We start from the raw sequence: 24260 nt of genomic DNA, 5'->3' as shown, positions 1-24260 counted from the left end.
CCCGCTCGTCGAACTGGAGGAACACCCCCCTCGCCACGATCCTCCGTTGCGGGCACCCAGTGGGGTCGCCCGGACCGCGTCAACGGAGCGACACGATCGAACGCGTCGTCGATCCGGTCGAAGGCGTCGATGCGGGTGAAGCCGATGAAGGCGTTGACCTTCTTGAGTCGCTCGACCGCCACCACCGCGGTCACCCGAGCCCGCAGTGCCTCGGCCACATCGCGCGGGGCCGCCTTGAAGTCCGCCGAACCACTGTGCTTGGTGTATTTCGACCGGTCACTGAGGACCGCCCACTCGGGTGCCAAGAGCGCGCGTGGGTCTCGGCGAGCCGCTGTGTCCTTCTCGACCGTCGGAGCGGGAATGACCCCGGTGGCGATCTGGAACGCCTGCCAGAGAACGTCGTCCGTCACGTCCTCGAGGCCGCTCAATCCATGCGCCTCCGCGATCATCTTGAACAGCCCGAGGCCCTCGCGACCGTTCACCGCCCCGAGCACCTTCAACGGCAGCGCTTTGATCGCCGGTGCCAGCTCGGTCGATGACGTTGCGTCCTCGCGCGGAAGGGCCAACAGACCGACCGTGTTCGAGAACCACTGGTTGGCTGCGCCCAGCATCATCAATCGCCCTGGCTCGTCGCAGTTGAAGAAGGCATCCAGGTGCGGGTGACGTCCGCGGCAGCCCGGCAGCTTGTCCTTCGCGTCACGTCCGGTGGCCTCAAGCATGCCCCGCTGGGCGTCGCACGCCTTACAGATGATCTGCACATCCGGACCGATGTTGCTCTTCCACTCCCGCATCCGCAGTGCCGGTTTGGCAGCCTTCGGGCACGAGCCACCCCGATGCACCCACGCGACGTACGGGAACTCGTCGAGGTGACCGTTCGGGCATGCAATCAGGTAGCGCGCCGGGACGGCGGGCCGTGGTCGGGGCTTGCCCTTGGTCTTGCCGCCTTCAGCCCAGCCTGAGCACCTCACATGCACGAACTCCGCCTGATCGGGACGGTAAGGGTTGGTGTTGCGGTATTCGAAGCTGGCTCCGTCGGACACCTGCGCGAGCAGGCCACACCCCGTGCAACGCAACCACTGGGGGAAGATCCGCCCGGGTACACCCAGGTCGATAGACGAGTCCTGCTTGCCGATGTCCGCAGAGGCCCAAGGCGGCGATCGCAGCTCGCGGACGGAGTCGCCGAGGTGGACCTGCACGGCGTCGAGCAGCCGAGGCTCCACGATCGTGGCGGCGCCCCCCGGGCCGGCGGGCATAGATCCGATCCCAGTCGTCGAGCCCGTGCGGCATCACCGACAGGTGCGGCAGGTCCACCGTGGAGCCGATCCCCTGGGTGTACAGCAGCGCCGACGGGCGGACCGCGCCTACCTTGGCGCGATTCTTCGGCTGGTTGCCCTCGACATCGGCCAGCGGGTCGAGGTCCACGGCCACGGTGGCCAGTGGCTCATTTGTCGGTTCCAACCCGAGGGTGGACTCGGCCGCGGTCATGTTTGCTCCTTGACGGGGAAGGTCCACGCAGGTGCGTCCACGGGTTCCTTTGCGGCTAGCCGGTCCGGACTGGGGCTGACCAGCACATTGATCTCGGGCTGCACTTCGCGCATGGAGTTCGCCACCACGAAGACCTTCTCGCTTGCCGTGGTCGTGCGGTTCTCCGGGCTCATCAGCAATGGCCTGGTGACTTGGTTCGGATCGGTCGAGCGTTCGTATACCAACCCGCCGGCCTCCTCGTGGGCGCGCTCGAACCAGCGGTCCTTGCGTTGTATGAGTTTGTCCTCGACCCGCTTGCGGGTGTCGGTGGACAATCCGGCCCGGGACGCCCGATCCGTGAGCAGCTCGATCACCCGGTCGACCCGTCGGGCCTCGGCCAAGATCCTCCCGGCTCCGGGCTCGGGTGACAGGGAGTCTGTGGCGCCGACATCCATCACCCGCGCGGCGCTGATCAGCACGCCCGTCAACCCGCGCTCGAGCGCCGCTTCGGAGTAGGGCGTGACGCTCAGCGCCTCGACCTGGGCGTAGAAACTCTCGTGGTAGTGCTGGAACTGCTCGAAGTGCGCCATGTCCCGCGGTCGCGCCCAGTTCGCCAAGGAGACCACCAGCCCGGGCCTGGCGGGATCGCGACCGACGCGGGACGACGCCTGGATGTACTCAGCAGTGTTCTTCGGCTGTCCGACGACCAGCATCAGACCCAACCGCGACACGTCGACACCCACCTGGAGCATCGAGGTCGCGAGTACGACGTCGAACGGGCGATCGCCATACGCCGGCAGGGGCTTCTTCTTGTCCGCGGCCTCACGGACCGCTTTCGCGTACGCGGCTTTACCCCGGGTGCTCCACCGGCTGGAGTCGAACTCCAACGCAAGCTTGTCCAATGTCGAGGCGATGTCCTCCGACGAGATCCGCGAGGTCAGCTCGCCGATCTTCAGACGTGAGAAATCGGTCGTCCTCCTGGGGAACGGCTCGGTGTTGCCGGAGACACGGGTGGTCACGTCGTCGTCGAGGTAGCGCCGCATGCCTGCCAACTCGCGAGTGGCGCTGAAGTAGGCAACGGTGGTCATGAACGGGTCTGCCGCATCGCCGTGGTCGTCGAGCAGCTTCTGACCCGCAAGTAGCAACACCTCGGAGATTCTGATCTCGGCGAGCGTGAGCCTGATCCCGTGCGCGCATATGCCGAGGTACTTGCGGCCAGGCTGCTCGGGCGTCACGTCGAGCTCGCGGGAGAAGTACGTCTTGCGGACGTCCAGCACCGGCGGCGGGAAGACGTCGACCCCGCGGCCGTAGAGATTGCGCACTTGATCTTCGGCATTGCGCACCGTCGCGGTGGAGGCCACGACGAGCGGCTGGAACAGCTGGCCTTGACTTGGCCAGGAACACAGCGTGTCGACGACGTTCTCGAAGACCCCGACTGCCGTACCGAGCGCTCCCGTGATCAGGTGCAGCTCGTCTTGGATGATCAGGTCAGGAGGGCGGAGCCGAGACACCGGATGAACCTTCACGGCCGGATAGCTGATCCCCCCCTTGCTGGAGACATTGTGACTGCCCGCCTTGCACGAGTCCCCGCGGGCGTCAGGGTGCCGGTATCCGTGACGCGGACAGCGCTCAGCGACATACCCGAAGAGACTGGCGGCCTCGCCTTCCCGCGCCAGCCGGGCGAACTTGTCGACCGTGGCCAGGAGGAACGTGGGTGGGTGCCGGTAGATCTCCTCGTCGACGGTCAGGATCGGGAGTCCATCGACGGCAGAACCTTCGCGCGAGAACGGGCATTCGCCGGACCGGTCCCCGCAGTACACGTGGATCCGCTGAGTCGTGGCGATGGCGTCGACGTCGCGCTTGGGGTCGATCAACGAGCCGCACCACGGGCATCGCTTGACCTGAAGCACGGTCAGTCCGTACGCACGGCCCGAGTCATCCGACTTGACCGCCTGGACCTGGGCTTGGGCCTCTGCGAAGCGTTTGGGGCTGACACTGCTGCCGACCCACAGCCCGATCCGGAATGGTTCCGTGCCCCAGGTGTTTTCGTCTTCGCGACGGATCAGGTCAGCGGCGCACACCAGCGCGGCGGCACGTTGGAACTGCTGCGAGGTGAGCAGGCGAAGCGTGTAACGCATCAACACGGCGACGCCGCCGCCACCGTCGAGCTCTCGATCGTCGGTGGTGACGTTGCCTTGTAGCCGGCGGATTGCGAAGGTGAACGCGGCGAGACCCAGGTAGGCCTCGGTCTTGCCGCCACCGGTGGGGAAGAAGAGCAGTTCGACCTTGGAGGCGTCGCCACTGCGATGGGGGTTGCCGGGGTCGACCAGGGCCGGCAGCTGCATGAGGATGAAGGCCAGTTGGAACGGTCTCCAGGACGCGGCTGCATCGCCCTTGGCGTCGACGTCGGCGAGTGCTCCTTCTAGGCTGACGTCGCCGGCGGCAGCCCGAGCTGCGGCAACCTGGGTGCGGATTCGTTGATCACGCATGGCCCGGTTCATGAACCGGAAGGCCGTGCGCGCATCGGCGTCACTCTCCAGGAGAGCCAGACCGGTCTCCAATCGCCCGGCGGCCTCACGGGCTTCGGCGATCGCCTCGGTTGCGGTCTCCTGCAGATGCGTCGGCAGTCTGGCGGCCTTGGTCGCCTGCTTCTCGAGCCACGCGGTGTAGCCGGTGATCAACGGTCCGAGTGCCACCCGCAGGTCAGCGGGCTCCATCTCGGCGAGGCGACGCATCGAGGTGACCGTGTCACCGGCATCGCCGGCGACGGTCTGCGGTACGTCAGCCAGCGGCAGCCAGGTGGTCGTGACGCTGCGCGCCTTCCTCGCTTCGGGATCGTCGCCCCACGTCGCCGAGCACGTGCGGCCGACGGCGTACTCGAGCTTGTGCTTGTACTGCAGATCGAGGCGCCGACGCTCGGCGTCGAACTCCGCGTAGCCCGTGGCGAGCACATCCCGGCTGGGCAAGAAGCACGTCGACCCATCGAGTGCTTCCACGCCGAGCTCGGTCTGGAAGAGCCAGTCGCCGGGCGGTGCGTCGACGCCGGTGATGCGGTCATTGCTCAGCGCGAGTTCGACGATGAATCGGTCGTCGCGCGGAAAGATCTCAACGCGCAGACTCACGTCGCTGTCGAGCTCGATGGTGTCCTGGGTGCGCTTGCTCGTGCCGGCGATCGAGAGTTCCTTGGCCACGGTCATTGGGATCCGACGCGACCAGGTGCGCTTGCGGCCCGTCTCCTCGTTGACTTTCGGGAACGTCTCGTAGCGTCCCCAGGAAGCGGTCACCCGCAGCGTTGGCGCATTGAGGGGCACCTGGAACCGCAGGCCCATCGACGAGGGGTGCGTCGATGCTCCCTTAGGCCCTTCGTCTTCGTCATCGTCGGAGTCGGAGTTGCCGATCGACTCGTCGGTCGGCACCGGTACGCCGGGCTGCGGTTGGGACTCGGGATCGACGTCGTTGATCCCTGTCGTCGCAGCTTCCGGGTCGAAGTCGTCTTCATGACTCACGTCGAGTCGCGCGAGCGCCGGGTCGATCGTCACCGGAGCAAGCGCCCCGACCGCATAGGCGGACCGTGGTGTTCCAGGTATCTCTTCGTCAACCCCACTTCGGGGGCCGAGCAGCTCGGTCCGGATCAGGTCGACCAGTTCCCCGCGAACGACTGTGCTAGTAGGCCTTGCCATCAGAACAATCCCCTGTCATCGATGGCCGACCCCGGTCCGCGAGCCCGGCGAGCGTTTTCCTCTAATAGGCGCTTGAGAAGCTCTAGCCGGAGCGCTGGCGTTACCGTGAATCTCTCTACTTTTCTGTAGACGTGGAACCCGTGCTCAAGAATCAGATCGCTCCATCCGTAGGCCTCGACTACAGCATCGTCGATCTCTGCATGAATCTTTCGGAGACGAACTACGTCTTCGTCTTGAGTCACGATTGGAGAGTTGATCAGATTATAGAGATCCGTAAGACCCAGTTGACGTGCGTTCATCGTGCGGCGACGTTCCACGTCTAGGGCCTCGCCCGCCTCTGCCATCCGGGGGGTGGCAGAAGGCCGCGGGAAGGTCTCAAAGACGTCTGAGGGCGTATACCTCACAGTCAAGCCCAACGCCGAGCCGTACTTGATCGACCAGTTCAAATGCAAGCTTGACGACAGCACGGCGAGGTCAGCGAAAGCTTCAAGATCGAAGACCACAAGCGCGTCGCTAAACACCGCTGCTGTCGAGACCCGCAGCGGCATCACGGGGTACGAATGTCGCGTTATTGCGAGTACGTGGTCTTTGTTCGATATCGCTCGATAGAGTCCTGGGCGCGTCTCCCCGTAACGCCACCAGCGCTCGCGGTTTGCCTTGCGATTCAGCTTCTGACGTTCGGGTCTAACCAGCTTTTCGATCCGAAGCATGGGGTCAACGAATCTTGAAGCTTCCTCCAGTGGCCAATCGAAAAAATTGATGACCCAACGACTTGGCGACGCATCGGGTCGAGAATTCAAATCATCGCCATTCAAGTAGGGAAAGATCACCCGTGCATTCAGATCGTCGCGGTCAAGCAACTCACCCGCTTCCGCTTTGGATAGCACAAATCCCTTCCCAAGAACATAGGATCCAATGAATGCCCCACGCCCGTTTTCAGCCAACCTAACGGGGTCAGCCGACAAGCCGTCGTCTGGTTCGAGGAGCGTTGATATGGCCGCGCATTCCACCCCATCCGCGCTGAGAAGCACGCCATTCGCAAGTGGATATCTCGTTCCCCAGACGGCGGCGTACTCCAAGGACGCATTCTTGGTCGGCCATTCCTGGCTTTGGATAGATCTCATGATGGTGAACCCCGAGTTCACGAGTTGCCCCAGACTCACGGTTCGCGTATCGCCCTGGGCGATCGTGCTTGTCGCGATGAGACCCAGCGACCCCGACCGAGACTGAACCAAGCCGAATGCACGAAGGAAGAAGTAGGCGACTAAATCGGCACCCCCACGGACGTTCGACGCCACGTGCTGGACAAGGAACTCACGAACCTCATCGCCCAGGGCTCCCTTGAGCTTCTTGTCACCAAGGAACGGCGGGTTGCCAATGACCGCATCGAATCCGCCGTGTTCGACCATCACGTCCGGAGCCTCGATGATCCAGTGCAGCGGCTCCCAACGGTCGTAGTCCGTCTCGACGGTGGGCGTGAGTCCTACCTCCAGGATCCGGTTCAGCTTCGTCCGGTCACCGGCTGAGCCGTCGACCGGGAACGCGTCCATCAGCGCACCTTCGAGAACGGTGTACGCGTCGTCTAATGCATGGCCCGGCTTACCGCCAAGCCTCAGTCCAGCAGCGATGATGCCGTCAGCGATCACCCGCAGCTGTGCGGTGACTCGCTGGGACTGTTCCAGCAGTCTGCGCTTGCCGTTGCGGGAGCGCTGCGGGTCGTCGTCGTCGACGGTACTCGTCAACGAGTGCCGAATGCGGGTGGCCTCGGCCAGCACCGCGTCGACGTCCACGAAGGCGTTGACGTCTTTCGACTTCTTGGTCTCCGGCGCAATGTGCAGGGACCGCAGTTGGTCGAGGGTGGTGACACCGAGCAGCGAGTTGCCGCGGAAGACCTTGTCGTCGACGAACGAGAAGGGCTTCGACGGGTCGAGGGAAACCAGCCAGAGGGAGAGCTTGCACATCTCCACGGCCATGCCATTGATGTCCGCGCCGTACAGGCAATGCGCGATCACCTCGCGAATCGCGCGGTTGCGCAGGTGACCTGCCTCCACCCCTTCGGCGTCGGCAATGCGCTCATCGATCCAAGCTTCGACAAGGCGGTCGGCGAGGTAGCGCGCCGCGGCGACGAGGAAGGCACCCGACCCGGCGGCGATGTCGGCGACCTTGAGGTCGAGGATCGCGGAGCTGGACTTGAGGCGCCAGGCGTTCTCGTCGTTCGTCTGGAGCGGGCCAGGCTCGTACACCAGTGGCTGCAATGCGTGCAGGACGACCTCTTCGGCCAGAGATCGTGGCGTGTAGTGCGCGCCGGCATTTTTGCGAGACGCGGTCTCGGTCACCACGAGGCCGCCAAGAGGGACGACGTACGGGAGGCCACGCAGATCCTGCCGGATCAGGTTCGACCAATACACGAGATTCTCGAGAAGGGTCGCGTCGCCTGCGACAACTGGTCGGAACAGTCGCTGCATCTCCCGCTCGTCGACCGCAGCGTCGTACTGCTTGGTCAGCTTCGCGACGGTGACCGCCTTCGCGCCGGGCTGCGACTCTTTCACCCAGGCGATCAGTCGGGTCGCGAAGTCCTTGCCATCCGCCGCTTCCTCGCCGAGATCGGTGAGGGTGGCGAGGTCGATCTCCGGCTCCTCACCTTCCTTGCCGTGCAGACCGAGGACCGCCTCCTCGGTGACTGCGCGGCAGGTGTAGCCGAGGAGGCCTTCGTAGATGTAGCCGATCTGTTCGACGTCGACGTCTCGGAAGGAGATCCGGCGGGCCTGACCGCCGACGCGGGCCACCTGCACCGACTCGAGGACGTGCAGCATCACCCGGTCCGAGACTCGAAGTCGCAGTCCTCCGTCGGCTCGGGTCCTGCTCAGCCACGGGTAGCGGGAGGGGTCGAAGAGCGAGCCGCCGTAGGCAGGCAGGCGCGCTTCGTCGAAGTTGGATCCTCCGAAGAGTGCCCCGCTGACGGCGAGCAGTCGGTGCCAGACGTCTGAGGTGTGGTCGAGGTTCTCTTCACCCTCATGCTCGGCGCGGATCTGGAGGTCATCGAGCAGGTCGGTGATCCCGTATGCGGAGCGGTAGAGCTCCGGCGTGGGGAGCATTCCGCGCTCCTCGGCGAAGAGCAGGAAGACCACCCGCATCATCAACGTGACAGCGGCCTGGTAGATCTCGTCGGTGTCGTCGCACAGGGGGTCTTCGTGTCCCCGGGAACCAGCGCTCAGTCGGGCCTCGGAAAACGACTGGACGAGCAGCTCCACGGACTTGCGAACCTGGACGCCGAGTGCCTCGGTGATCTCCTCCGCCTCGAGGACGCTGCGCTCGAAGAGGCGAGAGAGTCGCCGCTCGGGGTTCTTCGCACGCAGGGTGGGAGCGTCGATCAAGGTGAGGAACGCGTCCCGGAGCTCACGCTCCTCACGCCAGGTGAGGGCGTCCACGATGCCCGACCCCACGGTCGTGCCGTCTCCGGCCCAGACGAGACCCCACCAGCGGCCGTCCGTGACGATCCCGATCGGGACACCGCTGACGCGCAGCAGGGCTGCCATTCGGTCGATCTCGCTAGCCGCCCAACCGTCCACGCCCGGGTCGTGCAGGCTGTCGACCGGCGCAACCCGGCGCAGCAGACAGGCGTAGCCACCTTCGTCGGATCGGTTTCGCAGGGCACCGTCCGGGCGGAGCGTGATCGCCTCCCCTGGGGAGCTGACCACAAAGTCGGCTGGAAGCCCGCCGCCATCGACACGGAGTCCGCTCCACTCGGCGAGACCGTCCAGTACGCGCTCGATCCAGGTCTGGGCAACCTCGCCGTACTCGCCGGCAGCGTCGTACTGCTGGCGGTCGTAGCCACGTTCGAACTCGGTGTACCCCTCCTTGAAGGCGACCAGTCGGTCGTCGGTGTCCCCGAGCCGGTCCATCCCGTTGGGCCAGATGTCCTTCAACACCGGCAGGGACAGGAACGGCCCGTCGGTCTCCACCTGGGCGAGCCAGTCCTGGTGTAGCGCTCCGGTCGCGCGTCGACGGATCATCATCGGATCACCACTCCTCGCGCCGCGTCGGCCTCACTGATCGCGAACAACACGGCGGCCGGGAACGGCCACGCCTTGACATCGGCGTAGCGCTTCCCCACCGCCTCCATCTCGCGCTTCCGCTCGTCGTCCAGGTCGTCCAAGCGCCGATGCATCTGGCGCAGGTCGCGCTCGGACTGTCGCTGTTCGACATCGAAGAGCATGCCCTCGGCCTCACCCATCCGGGCTTCCCCCTCGGCGAGCGACTCGCGCAGAGTCCCTTCGAACCGCTCGAAGATGGCATCCACCCGGGCCAGGTCAGCGTTGCACCGGGCACCCAACTGTTGCTGCACCTCGGCGGTCCGGCGCTCGACACGGCTGCTGATCGCGGCCTGCACCCGCGCGCGGACACCGGTCTCGTCGTCGGCGTTCCAGGCGTTCACGAGCGCTCCGCGTAGGTCTTTGGAGACAGGCACGAGGCGGTCACCGTCCAGGGCGCGCTCCAGGAGCTCCTCGGCGCGCTCGACTCCCATGGCCTGTCGTCGACCCAGTCGGGTGCCGGCCAAGAAGACCTCTTCGTGGAGCCGGAGGCCACCGCGACCCACCAGCACAAGCCGAGCGACGGCGGCAGCGAAGGACTCCTCGAGGCCCGGCACCACGACAGCGCTGACCCGGTGAAGATCCGTCTCCCCACCCCACAACGCGGACCGCAACAACCTGGTCGAGCGCTGCAACAGCGGGTGGCCCAGGTGGGTGTAGACCAGGCCCGTGTCGTCGCGAGCGGCCGCCTGGTCGAAGGTGATCGGTCGCAGTCGGTCCGGCTGCAGACGACTGGCGAGACCGCGCGTCACAGGCTCCCAGGAGCGAGCGAGGGTCGGGAGTTCGAACACCGGCGCGTCGGTTGCCTCCGACCCCACGGAGATCAACGCGGGCTGCAGGTCGAGGTCGAGGGCCGTCTCGACGACGCGTTGGAGGTTCATCGGTCGCAGGTGCAGGCTCTCGCGGTCACTGTCTAGCTGCGTCTCGAGCGCAGTCAGCTCGGCGTTCAGCTCCCGCTCGCCGTGCAGCATCTCGTTGACTGCCTGGTCACCCTTGCGGATCTGGTCGCTGGACGCCGTCTGCAGCGTGCTTCCGGCGAGCTGACGCTGGATGTCGGGGGCGATGATCTCATTGGCCGAGCCCAAGTCCAGCTCGACCTTGGCGATCTTCACGGCCACCCGAGCGAGGAAGTCCACGTCGGCGGCGAGTCCCGAGGTGCCACCGACGGGTTGAAAGTGGCGGATGTCGGGTGAATGCTCCTGGCCGTAGCGGTCGACGCGCCCGATCCGTTGCTCGAGCCGGTTGGGGTTGAACGGGATGTCGTAGTTGAACAGACGGTGGCAGTGCGCCTGCAGGTCAATACCTTCGCCCGCTGCGTCGGTGGCCAGCAGGATCCGTACGGGCGTCTTGCGGGGCGATTCGTTGAACTCGGCACGGGTGATCTCGCGGGTCTCGGCATCGGTGGAACCGTCGATGATCGCGATCCGTTCGGCCTCGTACCCACGTTGCAGGAGATTGTCGCGAATCCAGTACAGAGTGTCGACGTACTCGGTGAAGATCACGATCCGTTCGTTCAGCCACTGGCCGTCGGCGCGAAGGACTCCGTCCACGTGGTCCAGCAGTGCCTCCAGCCGGGAGTCGACCGCGCCGTCGTACCCGATGCCCCATTCCCGCAGCCATTCGAGGTCTGCGATGTCCTCGGCGGTGAGGTCCGGGAGGGCGCGCTTGCTGCGCTCGAGGCTCAGCATCTCGGCCTGGTCGACGAGCCCTTCCTCGAGATCGTCGGCGTCGATGCCGAGGATCTCGTCGTACTCACCCTCGAAGTCGACCACCGACCCCTTGGTCCGGGTCTCCAGGTAGACCCCGACGGTCCTGCCGAACGCGACAGGGGAGGAGAAGAAGCGTTTCTTGAGCAGGAGCGTGGCCAGGTCCCGAGCCTGCTTGGCTGAACCCGAGTCGCTGGCCACGGCCTTGTCGCGTCGCTTGGTGAAGGCGATGAGCCGTTCGTATGCCTCTTCCTCACTGGGGGAGGGATCGAAAGGCAGTGGCAAGACCACGCGTTCCATGAAGCCCTTGGACTCCTTGAGGTCGCGCTTAAGTCGGCGGACCGCGACCTCCCGCAGCGCGGACCGGTCGATCGTCGAGCCGCGGACGAACCGCTGCGGGTCGATCATCTCGAGTAGGGCGGTGAAGGACTCGACGTACCCGTTGTGGGGCGTGGCACTGAGGAAGAGCCGGTGTTCGCTGTGTTCGGCGAGCTCGCGCACTGCCAGGGTCCGTTTCGAATCCACCGCGTATCCACGGCGGGTGACGCCGAGTTTGTCAGTGCGCTGCGGGCTGGACGGTGCGACGTGGTGCGCCTCGTCGACGATGAGGATGTCGTAGGCCGCTTTCGACGTGCTCGACCGGGTCGCGACTTGGTGGTAAACGTCGCGTAGCAGGCGCTGGGCTCGCTGACCGGGTAGCCAAGACATGGACACGATGATCCGTGGGAACAGCGTGAAAGGGTTCGCGTGCAGCCCGTGGCTGCGCCGTACGTCACGCATGGTCTCGGAGTTGATGATCGTGAAGTCGAGACCGAACTTCTCGATCATCTCGTCCTGCCACTTCAGGCACAGGCCAGCCGGGCAGACGATGATCGCGGTGCGGGCACGGTGCCGGAGGAAGAGTTCCTGCACGACGAGCCCGGCCTCGATGGTCTTGCCGAGGCCGACGTCGTCGGCGAGGAGCAGGTTGGCACGCGTCTCGCGAAGAGCGCGACGCAGAGGCTCCAACTGGTAGGCCTCGACGTTCGCGCCACTGCGGAACGGTGCTTGGACCACTTGGGAGTCGGCGGAGGTGATGGCGCCCCAGCGAAGGGCATCGACGAACGCCGCGAGTCGCGTTGGATCATCGAAGCCCTTGGCCTCGATCTGAGCAGGGAGCCCCAGGTCCGGCCGAAGTGAGCGACCGACCTCGAGCTCCCAGATGACCCGGACCTCCTGACCCAGGCGATCCTCCTCGAGGGACTGCAGCGTCACCGCGTGTTGCAGCCCTACTACCGCGTCGTCGGCGCCACTCCGGGGCAGGCCCTGCGGCTGGACGTCGGTGACCGACCAGTTGGCGCCTCTGACCACTGCGATCTGCCCGACTTCCGGCAACGTCCCCGGTGTGGTTTCGGCATCTCTGATGTGTTCGACCCCGTTCATTCCGCTGACCATAGCCGTCGCTGCGGACACTTCCCTGCAAACCGCTGGATCTAGATGGAATTCCACAGGAGCGACTGCGGGTGCGTCGCGTGGGCCGCAACTAGCCGGATCTCAGGTATGTGAGGAAGGCATCCAGTGGCGAGAGACCCTGAGCACGCAGGGCGATCGTCAAAAGTCTCCCGGCCGCACCCATCATCTCGTCCGTCAGTGGTGCCTCCAACACATACTCGTCCCCACGCCGAGCGGCCGACTGCCAGACGTCGTGCCCCTGAACGCCATCGTTCGGCGGCAGGTGTCGGCCGTGGAGGAAGATCCGGTCGCCGCTGCTGGTAGATCTGCCCATGAGGCACCTCGCCTCGAACTCCGAGGCCGGCTCAGTCGACAGCATGACGTGCTCATGTCTGGACCGCCCCGCCCGGATCACGTCGGACAAGAGTTGATCGACGCGGTACCAGTCCTCCCAGGGCGGCTCCTCCGAGTCATCCCGGAGCACTGGGACGGGCACGAAGTCGATCAGGTCGCCACGCTCGACGTCGACAGGTGTTGGCGCATACAGAAGACCGTTGCCTGCGTCGAGCAGGAACTTCACTCTGCGCATCGCAGAACGGTCGGCTGACTTCGCTGGCAGCTCGCCACATTGAGACAGACAGTCGCGGAGGAAGTCGCCGTGGCTGGTGCTCCAACCGCTCGAATTGCCGTTGCGACAAGTGCGGAATCGACCGTCTACGGTCAGGAGGCTCAGGACCACCTCATGCAAAGTCTGTGCGTTCGTTCGAAAGTCTGACAAGGCCGGCTCCAGGTCCACTTGGGCTAGGTCGTTGGTGCTACAGAGTCCGGGGCACACTCATCCCACCAACTCGATCCCGGGAGTCGGCTCCGGCTCAGCGTCCGTCAAGACAGTGGCTGCTTCACAGCCTTGCGAGCGCGGCTTGATATCGCCAGGGCGATCCACTGCCTCGAGATAGAGCGTCTCGACCTGAATCGCGCGTACGGATTCGCAGTGTCGGGAACGAACAAAGTCGAACATTGGAAGCCCGGATGATCTTCGTTGCTCCAGCATCGAGTGAGCCACTCGAACTGGTCAGACACCGACTGCCCCTGACGTAATGCCGAGGGGCGACTCGCTCTGATCCCGTCGTGCCAGATCTCCCAAGTGCCCCAGGAAAGCCGTCCGAGCCTCATGAGCTCGAATTCGTCCTCGCACAACCTGAGATAGCGCTGCAGGTTGACCTCGAACCGTGCGGCTCCCTCTCGAAGGCGGTCGTCCTCGATGACCCAATAGCGGTTGACGAACTCTTGTTCGAAGCCCGACCTGGCCTGTCTTCTTGCGAGCCACAACTGATAGAGCGCTACAAAGATGCCCAACGCCGTTGCGACTGATGCGATCCGTTCCAGCATGTTGCCCCCGCTCTTGCGTGAGTTCGGCCGACTCCCCAATCGGAGAGCCGGCCGAACACACGTCCCTTCGATCAGCTGCAGCCGCTGGTGCTCCCGCACCCTTCGCAGACGTAGCAGCTACCCGCCGGCCGCATCTTGGTCCCACACGTGAAGCACAGCGGGCTGTCGACCGCCGTACCGGTGATCGCCTCCATCAGCTCCGCGGAGGTGTGCACGCCCTTCGGCGCCTCGTGCACCGACGCTGACTCGACCGAGACCGGCTTCGCCGGGGCGATCGCACCCTCGGCGGGACCGTCGTTGGTCGTGCCGATCAGGGACTCGGCCTCGGGCAGCTCCTCGGCGGCGGCCTCGTAGGAGCCCGTCTCCAGCTGACGCTGACGCTCGTCGGCGGTGTAGATGCCCATCGCGGAGCGCTTCTCGAACGGCAGGTAGTCGAGTGCCAGGCGGCGGAAGATGTAGTCCATGATCGACTGGCTCATCCGCACGTCCGGGTCGTCGGTGAGACCGGCCGGCTCGAACTTCATGTTGGTGAACTTCGAGACGTAGGTCTCGAGGGGAACGCCGTACTGGAGGCTGATGCTGATCGCCATCGAGAAGGCGTCCATCACGCCGGCCAGGGTCGAGCCCTGCTTGCCGAGCTTGAGGAAGACCTCGCCCAGGCCGTCGTCGGGGTAGGAGCCGGCCGTCATGTAGCCCTCGGCGCCACCGACGGTGAACGACGTGGTGCGCGACGGGCGCGACTTCGGCAGGCGCTTGCGGACCGGGCGCTCGACGACGACCGTCTTGACCTCGGCGGCGGCCGCGGCTGCGGACGCCTTGTCGGCGACACCCTGCTTGGCGGTGCTGCCACCGTCGGACAGCGGCTGGCCGACCTTGCAGTTGTCGCGGTAGATCGCCGTGGCCTTGAGGCCCAGCTTCCAGGACTGCATGTAGACGTCCTCGATCTCCTCGACCGACGCCGACTCCGGCAGGTTCACGGTCTTGCTGATCGCGCCGGACAGGAACGGCTGCGCGGCCGCCATCATCCGGACGTGGCCCATCGGGGCGAGCGCGCGGGCGCCCATCGCGGTGTCGAAGACCTCGTAGTGCTCGAGCTTGAGGCCGGGGGCGTCGATGACGTGGCCCTTGTCGCCGATGTACTCGACGATCGCCTCGATCTGCTCCTCCTGGTAGCCGAGCTTCTTCAGCGCACGCGGGATCGTCTGGTTGACGATCTGCATCGAGCCGCCGCCGACGAGCTTCTTGAACTTCACCAGCGAGAAGTCCGGCTCGATGCCGGTGGTGTCGCAGTCCATCATGAAGCCGATGGTGCCGGTCGGCGCGAGCACCGAGGCCTGCGCGTTGCGGAAGCCGTTCTTCTCACCGGTCTTGATGACGGAGTCCCAGGCCTTGGTCGCCAGGGCGTGTACGTCGCGGTCGTGGCTGTGCACCGAGCGGATCGCGTCGTTGGCGGCCTGGTGCTTGCGCATCACGCGCTTGTGGGCGTCCGCGTTGCGGGCGTAGCCGTTGTAGGGGCCGACGACGCCGGCGAGCTCCGCGGAGCGCTTGTAGGACTGGCCGGTCATCAGCGAGGTGATCGCACCGGCCATCGCGCGGCCGCCGTCGGAGTCGTAGCCGAGGCCCATCGCCATCAGCAGCGCGCCGAGGTTGGCGTAGCCGATGCCGAGCTGGCGGTAGTCGCGGGTGGTGTCGCCGATCGACTCGGTCGGGAAGTCCGCGAAGCAGATGGAGATGTCCATCGCGGTGATGATGAACTCGACGGCCTTGGCGAACAGCGGGGCGTCGAACGTGTCGTCGTCCTTGAGGAACTTCAGCAGGTTCAGCGACGCCAGGTTGCACGAGGAGTTGTCCAGCGACATGTACTCCGAGCACGGGTTGGACGCGGTGATCCGGCCGGTCTCGGGATTGGTGTGCCAGTCGTTGATCGTGTCGTCGTACTGCAGGCCCGGGTCGGCGCACTCCCAGGCGGCCACCGCGATCTTGCGGAACAGCTCGCGGGCGTCGACCTCCTCGATGACCGCGTTGTCCTTGCGGGCGCGCAGGCCGAACTTCGTGCCCTCCTCGACGGCGCGCATGAACTCGTCGGAGACGCGGACCGAGTTGTTGGCGTTCTGGTACTGCACGGAGGTGATGTCGGCGCCGCCGAGGTCCATGTCGAACCCGGCGTCGCGCAGCGCGCGGATCTTGTCCTCCTCGCGCGCCTTGGTCATCACGAACTCCTCGATGTCCGGGTGGTCGACGTCGAGGACGACCATCTTCGCGGCACGACGGGTCGCGCCACCGGACTTGATGGTGCCCGCGGACGCGTCGGCGCCGCGCATGAAGGACACCGGGCCGGACGCCGTACCGCCGGAGGAGAGCAGCTCCTTGGACGAGCGGATGCGGGAGAGGTTCAGGCCGGCGCCGGAGCCGCCCTTGAAGATGAAGCCCTCTTCCTTGTACCAGTTGAGGATCGAGTCCATCGAGTCGTCGACGGCGAGGATGAAGCACGCCGACACCTGCTGCGGGCTGGGCGTGCCCACGTTGAACCAGACCGGCGAGTTGAAGGAGAAGTACTGGTTGACCAGCAGCCAGGTGAGCTCGTGCTCGAACAGCTCCGCGTCGGCGGGGCTGGCGAAGTAGCCGTTGTCCTCGCCGCCCTTGCGGTAGGTCTTCACGACCCGGTCGACGAGCTGCTTGAGGCTCCACTCGCGTACGTCGCTGCCGACCGCTCCGCGGAAGTACTTCGTGGTGACGATCGTGGAGGCGTTGACCGACCAGAAGTCGGGGAACTCGACGCCGCGCTGCTCGAAGACCGTGTCGCCGGTCTTCCAGTTGGTCTGGACGACGTCGCGACGCTCCCAGCTGATCTCGTCGTAGGGGTGCACACCCTCGGTGCTGAACACCCGCTCGACCTTGAGGCCCTTGCCTCTGCCTCGCTGGCGCGCAACCTGTGCTGCGCCGCTGACCGTCTCCGTCATCCCCTGCTCCAGTCTGGTGAGTCTGCTCATCGGTGTCTTCGTCTGGCTGTTCGTGCCGGTGCTGCGTGTGCTGTGTGTGCTGCTGCGACAGGCCGCTGTGACAGCGGCCGCGTGGTGTGCCCGGAGCGCAGCTTCCCCACTACGCCCCGGGCAGTCTGTGGGTCAGCCCCCGTCGACGGACACGGGCTGAGGGTGGTGCTCGACCGCGCGCTCGGCGCGCAGGACGGCGATCTCGGCCTCGAAGTCGTCCGCCGACTCGAAGGCGCGGTAGACGCTGGCGAACCGGAGGTAGGCCACCTCGTCGAGCTCGCGCAGCGGCGCCAGGATGGCCATCCCGACCTCGTGGGCGGGCACCTCGGCCCAGCCCTCGCCGCGCAGCGCGTCCTCGACCTGCTGGCCGAGGCAGGCCAGGTCGTCCTCGGAGACCGGACGGCCCTTGCAGGCCTTGCGGACGCCGGCGACGGCCTTCTCGCGGGTGAACGGCTCGGTCGCGCCGGACCGCTTCACCACCACGAGCTGCATCTGCTCGACCGTGCTGAACCGCTTGCCGCACTCGTTGCACGAGCGACGGCGCCGGATCGCTCCGCCGTCGTCGGCGACGCGGCTGTCGAGGACCCGGGTGTCGGTGTGGCGGCAGTACGGGCAGTGCATGTCGGCCGCTCCCTTCACCTCGTCGAGTCCCACCAGTCCAACACCCGCCACCCCCGGTTCCTGCCCGCCGTCTAGACCCCCGAAAAGGGCCCGATTGTGGGTAGAACTGTGGATGAGCTGGGGACAACCAGCGTTCCCGTGTGTAGAACCCATCCGATCCTGTGGACCTAGATGTGGAAAACCACAACGGTGTAACTACTAGATGTAGTGGTAACCCTAGGACGGCGCCCCTAGTCGCGCAAGCCGATCGCGCAGATTCGCCGCACAACTTTTTCGGGGGTGGTGAAACCGCAGGTCAGGCCCGCTTAACGGGCCCGGACCGGGTGTGTCGACGGGCCGGACGGGCGTGTCGGGACCGGCTGCCGGCGTGGTCACACCGGTCCCAGCAGCCCCAGGACCGGGCGGTACGGCGGTCAGCCGGCCGGGGTCTGCGCCGGGGTCGGCGTGGTCCCGGTCGTCGGCGTCGCCCCCGGTGTCGGGGTGGGCGTGGTCCCGGTGGTCGGGGTCGTCCCGGTCGTCGGCGTCTCGGTCGGCGTCGGGGTGGGCGTGGGCGACGCGGACTCGCTCGGCGTCGGCGTGCCGCTCGGCGAGGAGGACTCCCCCGCCGACGGCGACGACGACGGGGTGCCGGACGGGTGGGCCGACGGGCTCGGGGTCGGCGTCTTCGAGGAGGCGTGGTGGCCGAGTCCCGGGATCGACGTACGCGTGCCGCTGTCGGAGCCGTGGGTGTAGCTGGACACGGCCCGGCCGGTGAGCAGCTCGAAGGAGACGATGACCAGCATCGCGACCACGAAGATCGCTCCCGCGACCGCTGCGATCCGCTTCCAGCGCAGGCCGGCCAGCACCTCGCGCCAGGTCGGCCGGGCGGCCTCCTCCTCGACGTCGTCGAGCTCGCGCTCGGCCTCGTCGAGCTCGTCGGCCGCCTCCTCGGACTGGCGCTGGGCGCGCAGCAGCTGGGTGCGCTGCTGCCGGGCCTCCGCGCGCCGGGTGTCGGCCCAGACACTGCTGGCGCCGGCGCGGGCCCGGGCGACCCGGTCGAGCGCCGCGGCCTGCGCCTGGGCGACCCGCTCGCGGGTGATCCGGAGGTAGTAGGAGTAGATCGCGCTGCCCGCCGTCGCGACCACGCTGCCGACCGCGGCGCCGATGATCGTCCCGGCGACACCGACGGTGGACAGCAGCACGGCGGAGCTCACGGCGGCCAGGGCGCTCGCGGACACCTGGACCCAGTTGATCTCGACACGGTCCTGTTGTGGTTCAGTCATCGCCCTCCACTATGCGGGGTCCGCGCCCAGATGCCACGCCCGGCGAGCGGACTGTGACGAGACTCGCGCCGTGTGGCGCAGTGGTCTCGACAGGCTCGACCAGTCGGTCAGCGCGGGGTGGGCTGCCAGACGCGGACCCAGTCGACCTTCATGCTCGCGGGCAGCGCGGACCGGGCGAGGTCCTTGAGCTCCCAGTCCGACGACAGCAGGCTGAGCACCAGGAACTCCGGCACCCCGGAGATGTGCTGGGACACCCGAAGGGTCTCCCGGCCGTCGATGCGGAAGACGTAGGAGTCGGCGTTCCACTCCACGGAGAACACGTGGTACCTCTTCCACCACGCGTCGTCGGGCGGCAGGTTCGCGCTCGCCCGCTTCAGCAGGCCGCCGACCTTGACCGAGCGGCCGTCCTTGCCGAGGTGGTAGGCGAAGGACGCCAGCCCCCCGTCGGGGTACGTCGACCCGAAGTACTCGACCGTGTCGATCTCGGCGCCGGAGATCTTCGCGTCACCTGGGACCGCCCCGAAGACCGGGCTCTGCAGCCAGAACGAGCCGTGCATGCCCCGGGGCTTGTGGAACTTGATCCGGGCGGCGGCCAGGCCGTAGGTGAAGGAGTAGGTGGTCTCGGTGCTGATGTGCCCGTTGAGGAACTGCCCGGGCACGGCGGGGTTCTTCTTGGCCATCAGCCGCAGGGTGCCGTTCCTGACCGCGACCGCGTCCGCCGAGCTCTCGGACTTGGACCGGTCCGAGTCGGGGTTGAGCAGCCCGAGCTGCCGGTAGCCCCACTTGGCCGGGTCGAGCGCCTCCCCGGTGAACTCGTCGTCGAAGGCGAGCTGCCAGTCGTCGTACGACAGCCGGGCGGACCGGACCGAGCGCCGGTCGGTGGCGACCACCCGCAGCAGGGTGTTGCGGTCACCGTCGGGCGCGGGCGCCGGGATCGCGACCGTGCCGCTCCGGCCGAGCGGAGCGGTGACCAGGTCGAACCAGGTGCCGAGGTTCCGCCGCTGCAGGGTCACCTGCTCACCCCCCCAGCGCGCCTCCGACTCCACCTCGACGACGGTCGTCGCCCGGTCCGCGGAGGCCGGACGGGCACCGGGCTGCGCGACCGGCGGCAGGATCTCGGCGCGCAGCCGGGCGATGCCCCCGCCGGCAGGCAGCGGCGCACCGCTGCCGGGGCCGAGCAGGACGGAGCCGAGGAGCACCGCCACGAGCGCCACCAGGACGCCGAGGACGACGGGCCTGACCGGACGGGCGGTGAGGAGCCGTCTCAGGCCTTCGGCTGCCACACGCGGACCCAGTCGACCTTCATCGCGGCCGGCAGCGTGCTCTCGTCGAGGTCCTTCAGCTCCCAGTCGGACGACAGCAGGCTGAGCACCAGGAACTCCGGGACGCCGGAGATGCCGGTCGTCATGCGCTGGGTCTCGATGCCGTCGACCCGGAAGACGTAGTGCTTGGGGGTCCACTCGACCGAGAACACGTGGTACTTCTTCCACCACGCGTCGTTCGGGGCCAGCGCGCGGGAGGCCTGCGGCACCATGCCACCGGACTTCACCTTCTGGCTGGCCTGGTCGAGGTAGTAGGTGAACGACGCCAGGCCGCCCTGCATGTACTCCGAGCCGAAGTACTCGACGGTGTCGATCTCGGTGCCCGAGGCCTTGGCGTCACCGGGGACCGACCCGAAGACCGGGCTCTGCATCCAGAACGAGCCGTGCATGCCGCTCGGCTTCTGGAACTTGATCCGGGCCGCGGAGACGCCGTAGGTGAAGGAGTACGTGGTGTCGGTGCCGACGTGGCCGTTGAGGTAGTGACCCGGGGCGGCGGGGTTCTGCAGCGTGCTCAGCTTGAGTGCGCCGTTCTCCACGGCGACGGCGTCGGCCGAGCTCTCCGACCTGCTGCGCCCGGAGTCGCCGGACTGGATGCCGAGCTGGCGGTAGCTCCACTTGGTCTGGTCGAGGTCGACGCCGGTGAACTCGTCGTCGAACCCGAGCTTCCAGTCCTTCGAGGTGAACGTGCTCGAGGCGACCGCACCGTCCCCGGCGACCACCCGCATCTCCTGGCGCGGCCTGAGGTCGGCCGGCTGGGCGAACGTCGCGTGCCCGTCCTTGTCGAGCGGGGTGGTCTCCACCGTGCCCCAGTCGCCGTCGCGTCGCACCTGGAGGGTGACCTCGCCCCCGGACGCCGTGACCTTCGCGTCGACCTGCACCAGCGCGGCGGCCTTGTCGGCCGCGGCCGGACGGGCGCCGCGCTGCACGATCGGCGGCAGCATCGCTGCGCTGATCGCGGTGACCGGCTGGACCGGCTGGACCGGCGTGGCCGCCGGCGGCTGCCCGGCCGAGTCCTTCGAGCCCGGCTGGAGGAGCGCCCAGACGAGCAGCCCGGCCAGCAGCGCCCCGACCAGGAGCAGCACGGCCCAGCGCAGGCGCGAGCGACCGCGCCGGGGCGCGGCTCGACGGCCGGCCCCGTCCGGGCGTGACCCGCGTCGGGTCGGTGTCTGCGTCATACGGCGAAGTCTCCCAGGCTCATCGCTGCCAGACCCGGACCCAGTCGACCTTCATCGAGGTCGGCAGGGTCTTGCGGTCCAGGTACTTCAGCTCCCAGTCGGAGGTGAGCAGGCTCAGGATGAGGTACTCGGGCTGCTTGGAGACGGCCTTGCTGCTGCGCCAGGTCTCGGTGCCGTCGATGCGGAACACGTAGCCGCTGGGGGTCCACTGCACGGAGAACACGTGGTACCGCGACCACCAGGTGTCGCTCTTGCCCGCCAGGGCGGTGGAGGCACGACGGAACACGTCGCCGTACTTCGTGGTCTTGTTCCTGCTCGGGTAGGAGTACAGGAAGTGCGCCAGGCCGCCGTCGGAGTAGCCCTTGCCGAAGAACTCGGCGACGTCGATCTCGGCGCCGGTCTTGGCCGGCTTGCCGTAGCGCGAGGCCTGGACCTGCGGCTGCATCCAGAACGCGCCGTGCTGGCCGCGGCCCTTGGCGAACTTGATCCGGGCGGCGGCGTAGCCGTAGGTGTAGGAGAACTTCCCCGACGTGCCGATGGTGCCGTTGAGGTAGTTGTTCGCGCGGGTCGGGTGGCGACGCACCTCGAGCTTGAGCGCACCGCTGGAGACGTGCACCGCACGGGTGGAGCTCTGCGACCGCAGCCGGCTGCCCTCGCGGAGGCCGAGGTTGCGGTAGGACCACTTGGTCTGGTCCAGCCGGGTGCCGGCGAACGGCTCGTCGAACTTCAGGGCCCACTCGTCGGGGGGAGACCGGGTTGGTGACCACGCGGGCCAGGCCCGACGTACGGGCGGCGACCACGCGGTAGGTGTACGGCGTCCTGCCGGACGCACGCGCGGCCTTGAACCGGTAGACGCCGTTGGCGGCCTCGCGGCCCTGGGTGACGGTGGCCCACCGGCCCGCGGCACCCAGTTGGCGCTGCACGGTGACCAGGCGGCCGGCCCTGGCGGGACGGAAGGTCGCCGCGCCGACGACGTGGGCGCTGTTCGCGCTGGCCACCCGGGCGCCGTTCTGGGCGATGCCGGGGCTGACCGTCAGCGACGCCTTCTGGGTGGCGCGCGCGGCCGGCGCGACGGCGCGGCCTTCCGCGGGGCTGCCCACGAGGGCCAGGGTGGCGGCGGTCAGGGCGGTGGACGTGGTGAACGCGATGAGCGCGGCTCTCACAGGGAAACTCCGAGAATAGGTGGCGTGCGAGGGTCACGACAGGCTATCCGGCCACCCGTCACCGGTCCTAACGAACGAGGGCCTCGGCGCGTTTCACGGATTCCGGCGATTTTTCGAATGGTGTCCAACTAGCCGGGCATCAGACACAATGTCCTGGTGGCAGCAGGCGTGACAGAACGAGAGACCGCGGTCGCCGGACGACGGCGCGCGGAGAAGACGCGGGTCGAGGCCCGACCGAAGCGGTGGGGCCAGGCCCTGCTGCTGGTCGGCGGCGTGCTGGCGGCCGCCGCGGCGTGGCTGTTCCTGGTGCGGGCGTCCATCACGTTCGGCCAGGTGGCCCGTGACGGCCGGGGTGCCGCGTGGGCGGTCTGCGCGGCCGGGACGATCGGCGCGGCGGTCTGCCTCCTGCTGGTGTTCGTGCTGCTCACCCGGGTCTGGACGCTGCTCGGGCTGCGCAGCGACTACCAGCCGCGGCGGTCCTCGGGCGGCAGGCGCTCGAAGTAGGCGCGCTCAGTGGACGGTGTACCCGCCGTCCGCCACCAGCACCGAGCCGGTGGTGAACGACGAGGCGTCGCTGGCCAGGTAGACCACGCTGGGCGCGATCTCCTCGGGCGTGGCGTAGCGCCGCATCGGGGCGTCCTCGATCCAGTGCTGCCGGAACCGCGGCTCGTCGACCGGCGCCATCTCGGTCTTCACGTAGCCGGGCGCGAGCGCGTTGACGCGGATGCCGTACGGCGCCCACTCGGCCGCCAACGACTTCGTGAGCTGGTGCACGGCGGCCTTGGACGCGTTGTACGCCGGCTGCCACTGGGGACGGTTCACCACCAGCCCGGACATCGAGCCGATGTTGACGATGGAGCCCCGCTCGGCCTCGATCATGTGCGGCGCGACGGCCTTGGTCATCCGCCACAGCCCGCTGACGTTGACCTCGAAGACCTCGTCGAACTCCTCGTCGGGCACCTCGAGCGCGCGCCCGTGGAAGCACGTGCCGGCGTTGTTCACGAGCACGTCGAGCCGTCCGTGCGCCTCGATGGCCTCGCCCGCGATCCGGAGCACGTCGTCCCGGTCGGTGACGTCGCCGGTGCAGACCGTCGTACGACGGCCGGTGCTCGCCGCGATCTCGTCGGCCGCCGCCCGGTTGCGCGCGTCGTCGCGCCCGACCAGCACCACGTCGGCCCCGGCCTCGGCGAGCGCCTGGGCGAAGGCGCGGCCCAGCCCGCGATTGGCGCCGGTGACCAGCGCGGTGCGGCCGTCGAGCCGGAACGGGTCCCTCATGGCGGTGTCCCTTCGTCGTGAGGACCGCACTCTGTCACGTCCGCGCTGTTCGCTGTGCGCACGGATGTACGCATAGTGAGACACCGACCTGGTCATTACCACTGCCGCCCACTTAGCGTCGTCAGGTGACCACCACCACATCCGCGCATCCGTCTCGGGGCCTGTGGCCCGTCGTGCTCTGCTGGGTCGCCGTCGCGCTCGACGGCTTCGACCTCGTCGTCCTCGGGGCGGTGATCCCCGCGCTGCTGGACACCGGCGACCTCGGCTTCACCCCCGGCTCGGCCACCCTGGTCGCCACCCTCGGGCTGGTCGGGGTCGGCATCGGGGCCGTGCTGATCGGGCCGGTCACCGACCGGTTCGGCCGCCGCCGCAGCCTGATCAGCTGCATCGCGGCGTTCTCGGTGTTCACCCTGCTGGTCGCGGTGGCCCCGGACATCACCACGTTCGCGGCGCTGCGGTTCCTAGCCGGGCTCGGCCTGGGCGCCTGCCTGCCGACGGCGCTGGCGTTCATGACGGAGTACGCCCCCGAGGGCCGGCGCGGGTCGGCGGTCACCCGGATGATGACCGGCTACCACGTGGGCGCCGTGCTCACCGCGCTGCTCGCGCTGCTGCTGGTCGCCGACGTCGGCTGGCGCTCGATGTTCGTGATCGGCGGGCTGTTCGGGCTGGCGACGCTGCCCGTGATGTGGGC

General features: G+C 67.5%; 13 protein-coding genes and 2 pseudogenes. 3 read left to right on the top strand and 12 right to left on the bottom strand.

All coding sequences use genetic code 11. The features are described 5' to 3' along the window. Window positions 1-41 precede the first annotated feature (41 nt). From drmB to KRR39_RS05375, 11 genes and pseudogenes are all read right to left on the bottom strand, one after another. Window positions 42-1253 (bottom strand): annotated as a pseudogene (drmB, locus tag KRR39_RS05425) (DrmB family protein); the annotation flags it as partial. Window positions 1254-1481: 228 nt separating this feature from the next. Next, window positions 1482-5144 carry a DISARM system helicase DrmA gene (drmA, locus tag KRR39_RS05420; RefSeq protein ID WP_216941076.1) on the bottom strand — a complete coding sequence of 1221 codons (3663 nt, stop codon included), beginning with the start codon at window positions 5142-5144 and terminating at the stop codon, window positions 1482-1484. After that, a complete protein-coding gene (locus tag KRR39_RS05415; protein ID WP_216941075.1) occupies window positions 5144-9160 on the bottom strand; it encodes an Eco57I restriction-modification methylase domain-containing protein in 4017 nt (1338 codons plus the stop codon). Before KRR39_RS05415 ends, drmA begins: the two co-directional genes overlap by 1 nt. Further along, entirely contained in the window at window positions 9157-12363 is a 3207-nt protein-coding gene (drmD, locus tag KRR39_RS05410) for a DISARM system SNF2-like helicase DrmD (RefSeq protein ID WP_216941074.1), read from the bottom strand. Before drmD ends, KRR39_RS05415 begins: the two co-directional genes overlap by 4 nt. A 100-nt stretch (window positions 12364-12463) precedes the next feature. Continuing rightward, window positions 12464-12952 carry a hypothetical protein gene (locus KRR39_RS05405; protein ID WP_216941073.1) on the bottom strand — a complete coding sequence of 163 codons (489 nt, stop codon included), beginning with the start codon at window positions 12950-12952 and terminating at the stop codon, window positions 12464-12466. A gap of 880 nt (window positions 12953-13832) precedes the next feature. Beyond that, complete coding sequence (locus KRR39_RS05400) at window positions 13833-16721, bottom strand: vitamin B12-dependent ribonucleotide reductase (RefSeq protein ID WP_216942422.1); 2889 nt, start codon at window positions 16719-16721, stop codon at window positions 13833-13835. Between the two features lie 162 nt (window positions 16722-16883). Next, window positions 16884-17372: a transcriptional regulator NrdR gene (gene nrdR / locus KRR39_RS05395; protein ID WP_216942421.1), complete on the bottom strand. Its 489-nt coding sequence runs from the start codon at window positions 17370-17372 to the stop codon at window positions 16884-16886. Window positions 17373-17785: 413 nt separating this feature from the next. Beyond that, the gene (locus KRR39_RS05390; protein ID WP_216941072.1) at window positions 17786-18634 is read right to left on the bottom strand and encodes a hypothetical protein; all 849 of its coding nucleotides are present in this window, start codon (window positions 18632-18634) and stop codon (window positions 17786-17788) included. 107 nt (window positions 18635-18741) lie between these two features. Beyond that, window positions 18742-19917: a glycoside hydrolase family 16 protein gene (locus KRR39_RS05385; RefSeq protein WP_216941071.1), complete on the bottom strand. Its 1176-nt coding sequence runs from the start codon at window positions 19915-19917 to the stop codon at window positions 18742-18744. Beyond that, complete coding sequence (locus KRR39_RS05380) at window positions 19899-21131, bottom strand: glycoside hydrolase family 16 protein (RefSeq protein ID WP_216941070.1); 1233 nt, start codon at window positions 21129-21131, stop codon at window positions 19899-19901. The genes KRR39_RS05385 and KRR39_RS05380 overlap by 19 nt, the downstream gene beginning before the upstream one ends. A gap of 19 nt (window positions 21132-21150) precedes the next feature. Further along, a complete protein-coding gene (locus KRR39_RS05375) occupies window positions 21151-21963 on the bottom strand; it encodes a glycoside hydrolase family 16 protein (protein WP_216941069.1) in 813 nt (270 codons plus the stop codon). 92 nt (window positions 21964-22055) lie between these two features. Here KRR39_RS05375 and KRR39_RS05370 point away from each other — a divergent pair, with 92 nt between their 5' ends. Then, a complete protein-coding gene (locus KRR39_RS05370; RefSeq protein WP_216941068.1) occupies window positions 22056-22313 on the top strand; it encodes a hypothetical protein in 258 nt (85 codons plus the stop codon). A gap of 137 nt (window positions 22314-22450) precedes the next feature. Further along, window positions 22451-22798, top strand: a complete 348-nt coding sequence (locus KRR39_RS05365) for a hypothetical protein (protein ID WP_216941067.1) — start codon at window positions 22451-22453, stop codon at window positions 22796-22798. A 6-nt stretch (window positions 22799-22804) separates the two neighbouring features. Here the strand turns inward: KRR39_RS05365 and KRR39_RS05360 are convergent, their stop codons facing one another. After that, a complete protein-coding gene (locus tag KRR39_RS05360) occupies window positions 22805-23569 on the bottom strand; it encodes an SDR family NAD(P)-dependent oxidoreductase (protein ID WP_216941066.1) in 765 nt (254 codons plus the stop codon). A 125-nt stretch (window positions 23570-23694) separates the two neighbouring features. On the opposite strand from KRR39_RS05360, the pseudogene KRR39_RS25925 reads away from it, so the two are divergent. Beyond that, window positions 23695-24240, top strand: a pseudogene (locus tag KRR39_RS25925) (MFS transporter); the annotation flags it as partial. Between the last annotated feature and the right edge of the window lie 20 nt (window positions 24241-24260).

It is taken from the genome of Nocardioides panacis (assembly GCF_019039255.1).
In the GTDB taxonomy this organism is placed as follows: Bacteria; Actinomycetota; Actinomycetes; order Propionibacteriales; family Nocardioidaceae; genus Nocardioides_B; species Nocardioides_B panacis.
This window is presented reverse-complemented; position numbering and strand designations above follow the sequence as displayed.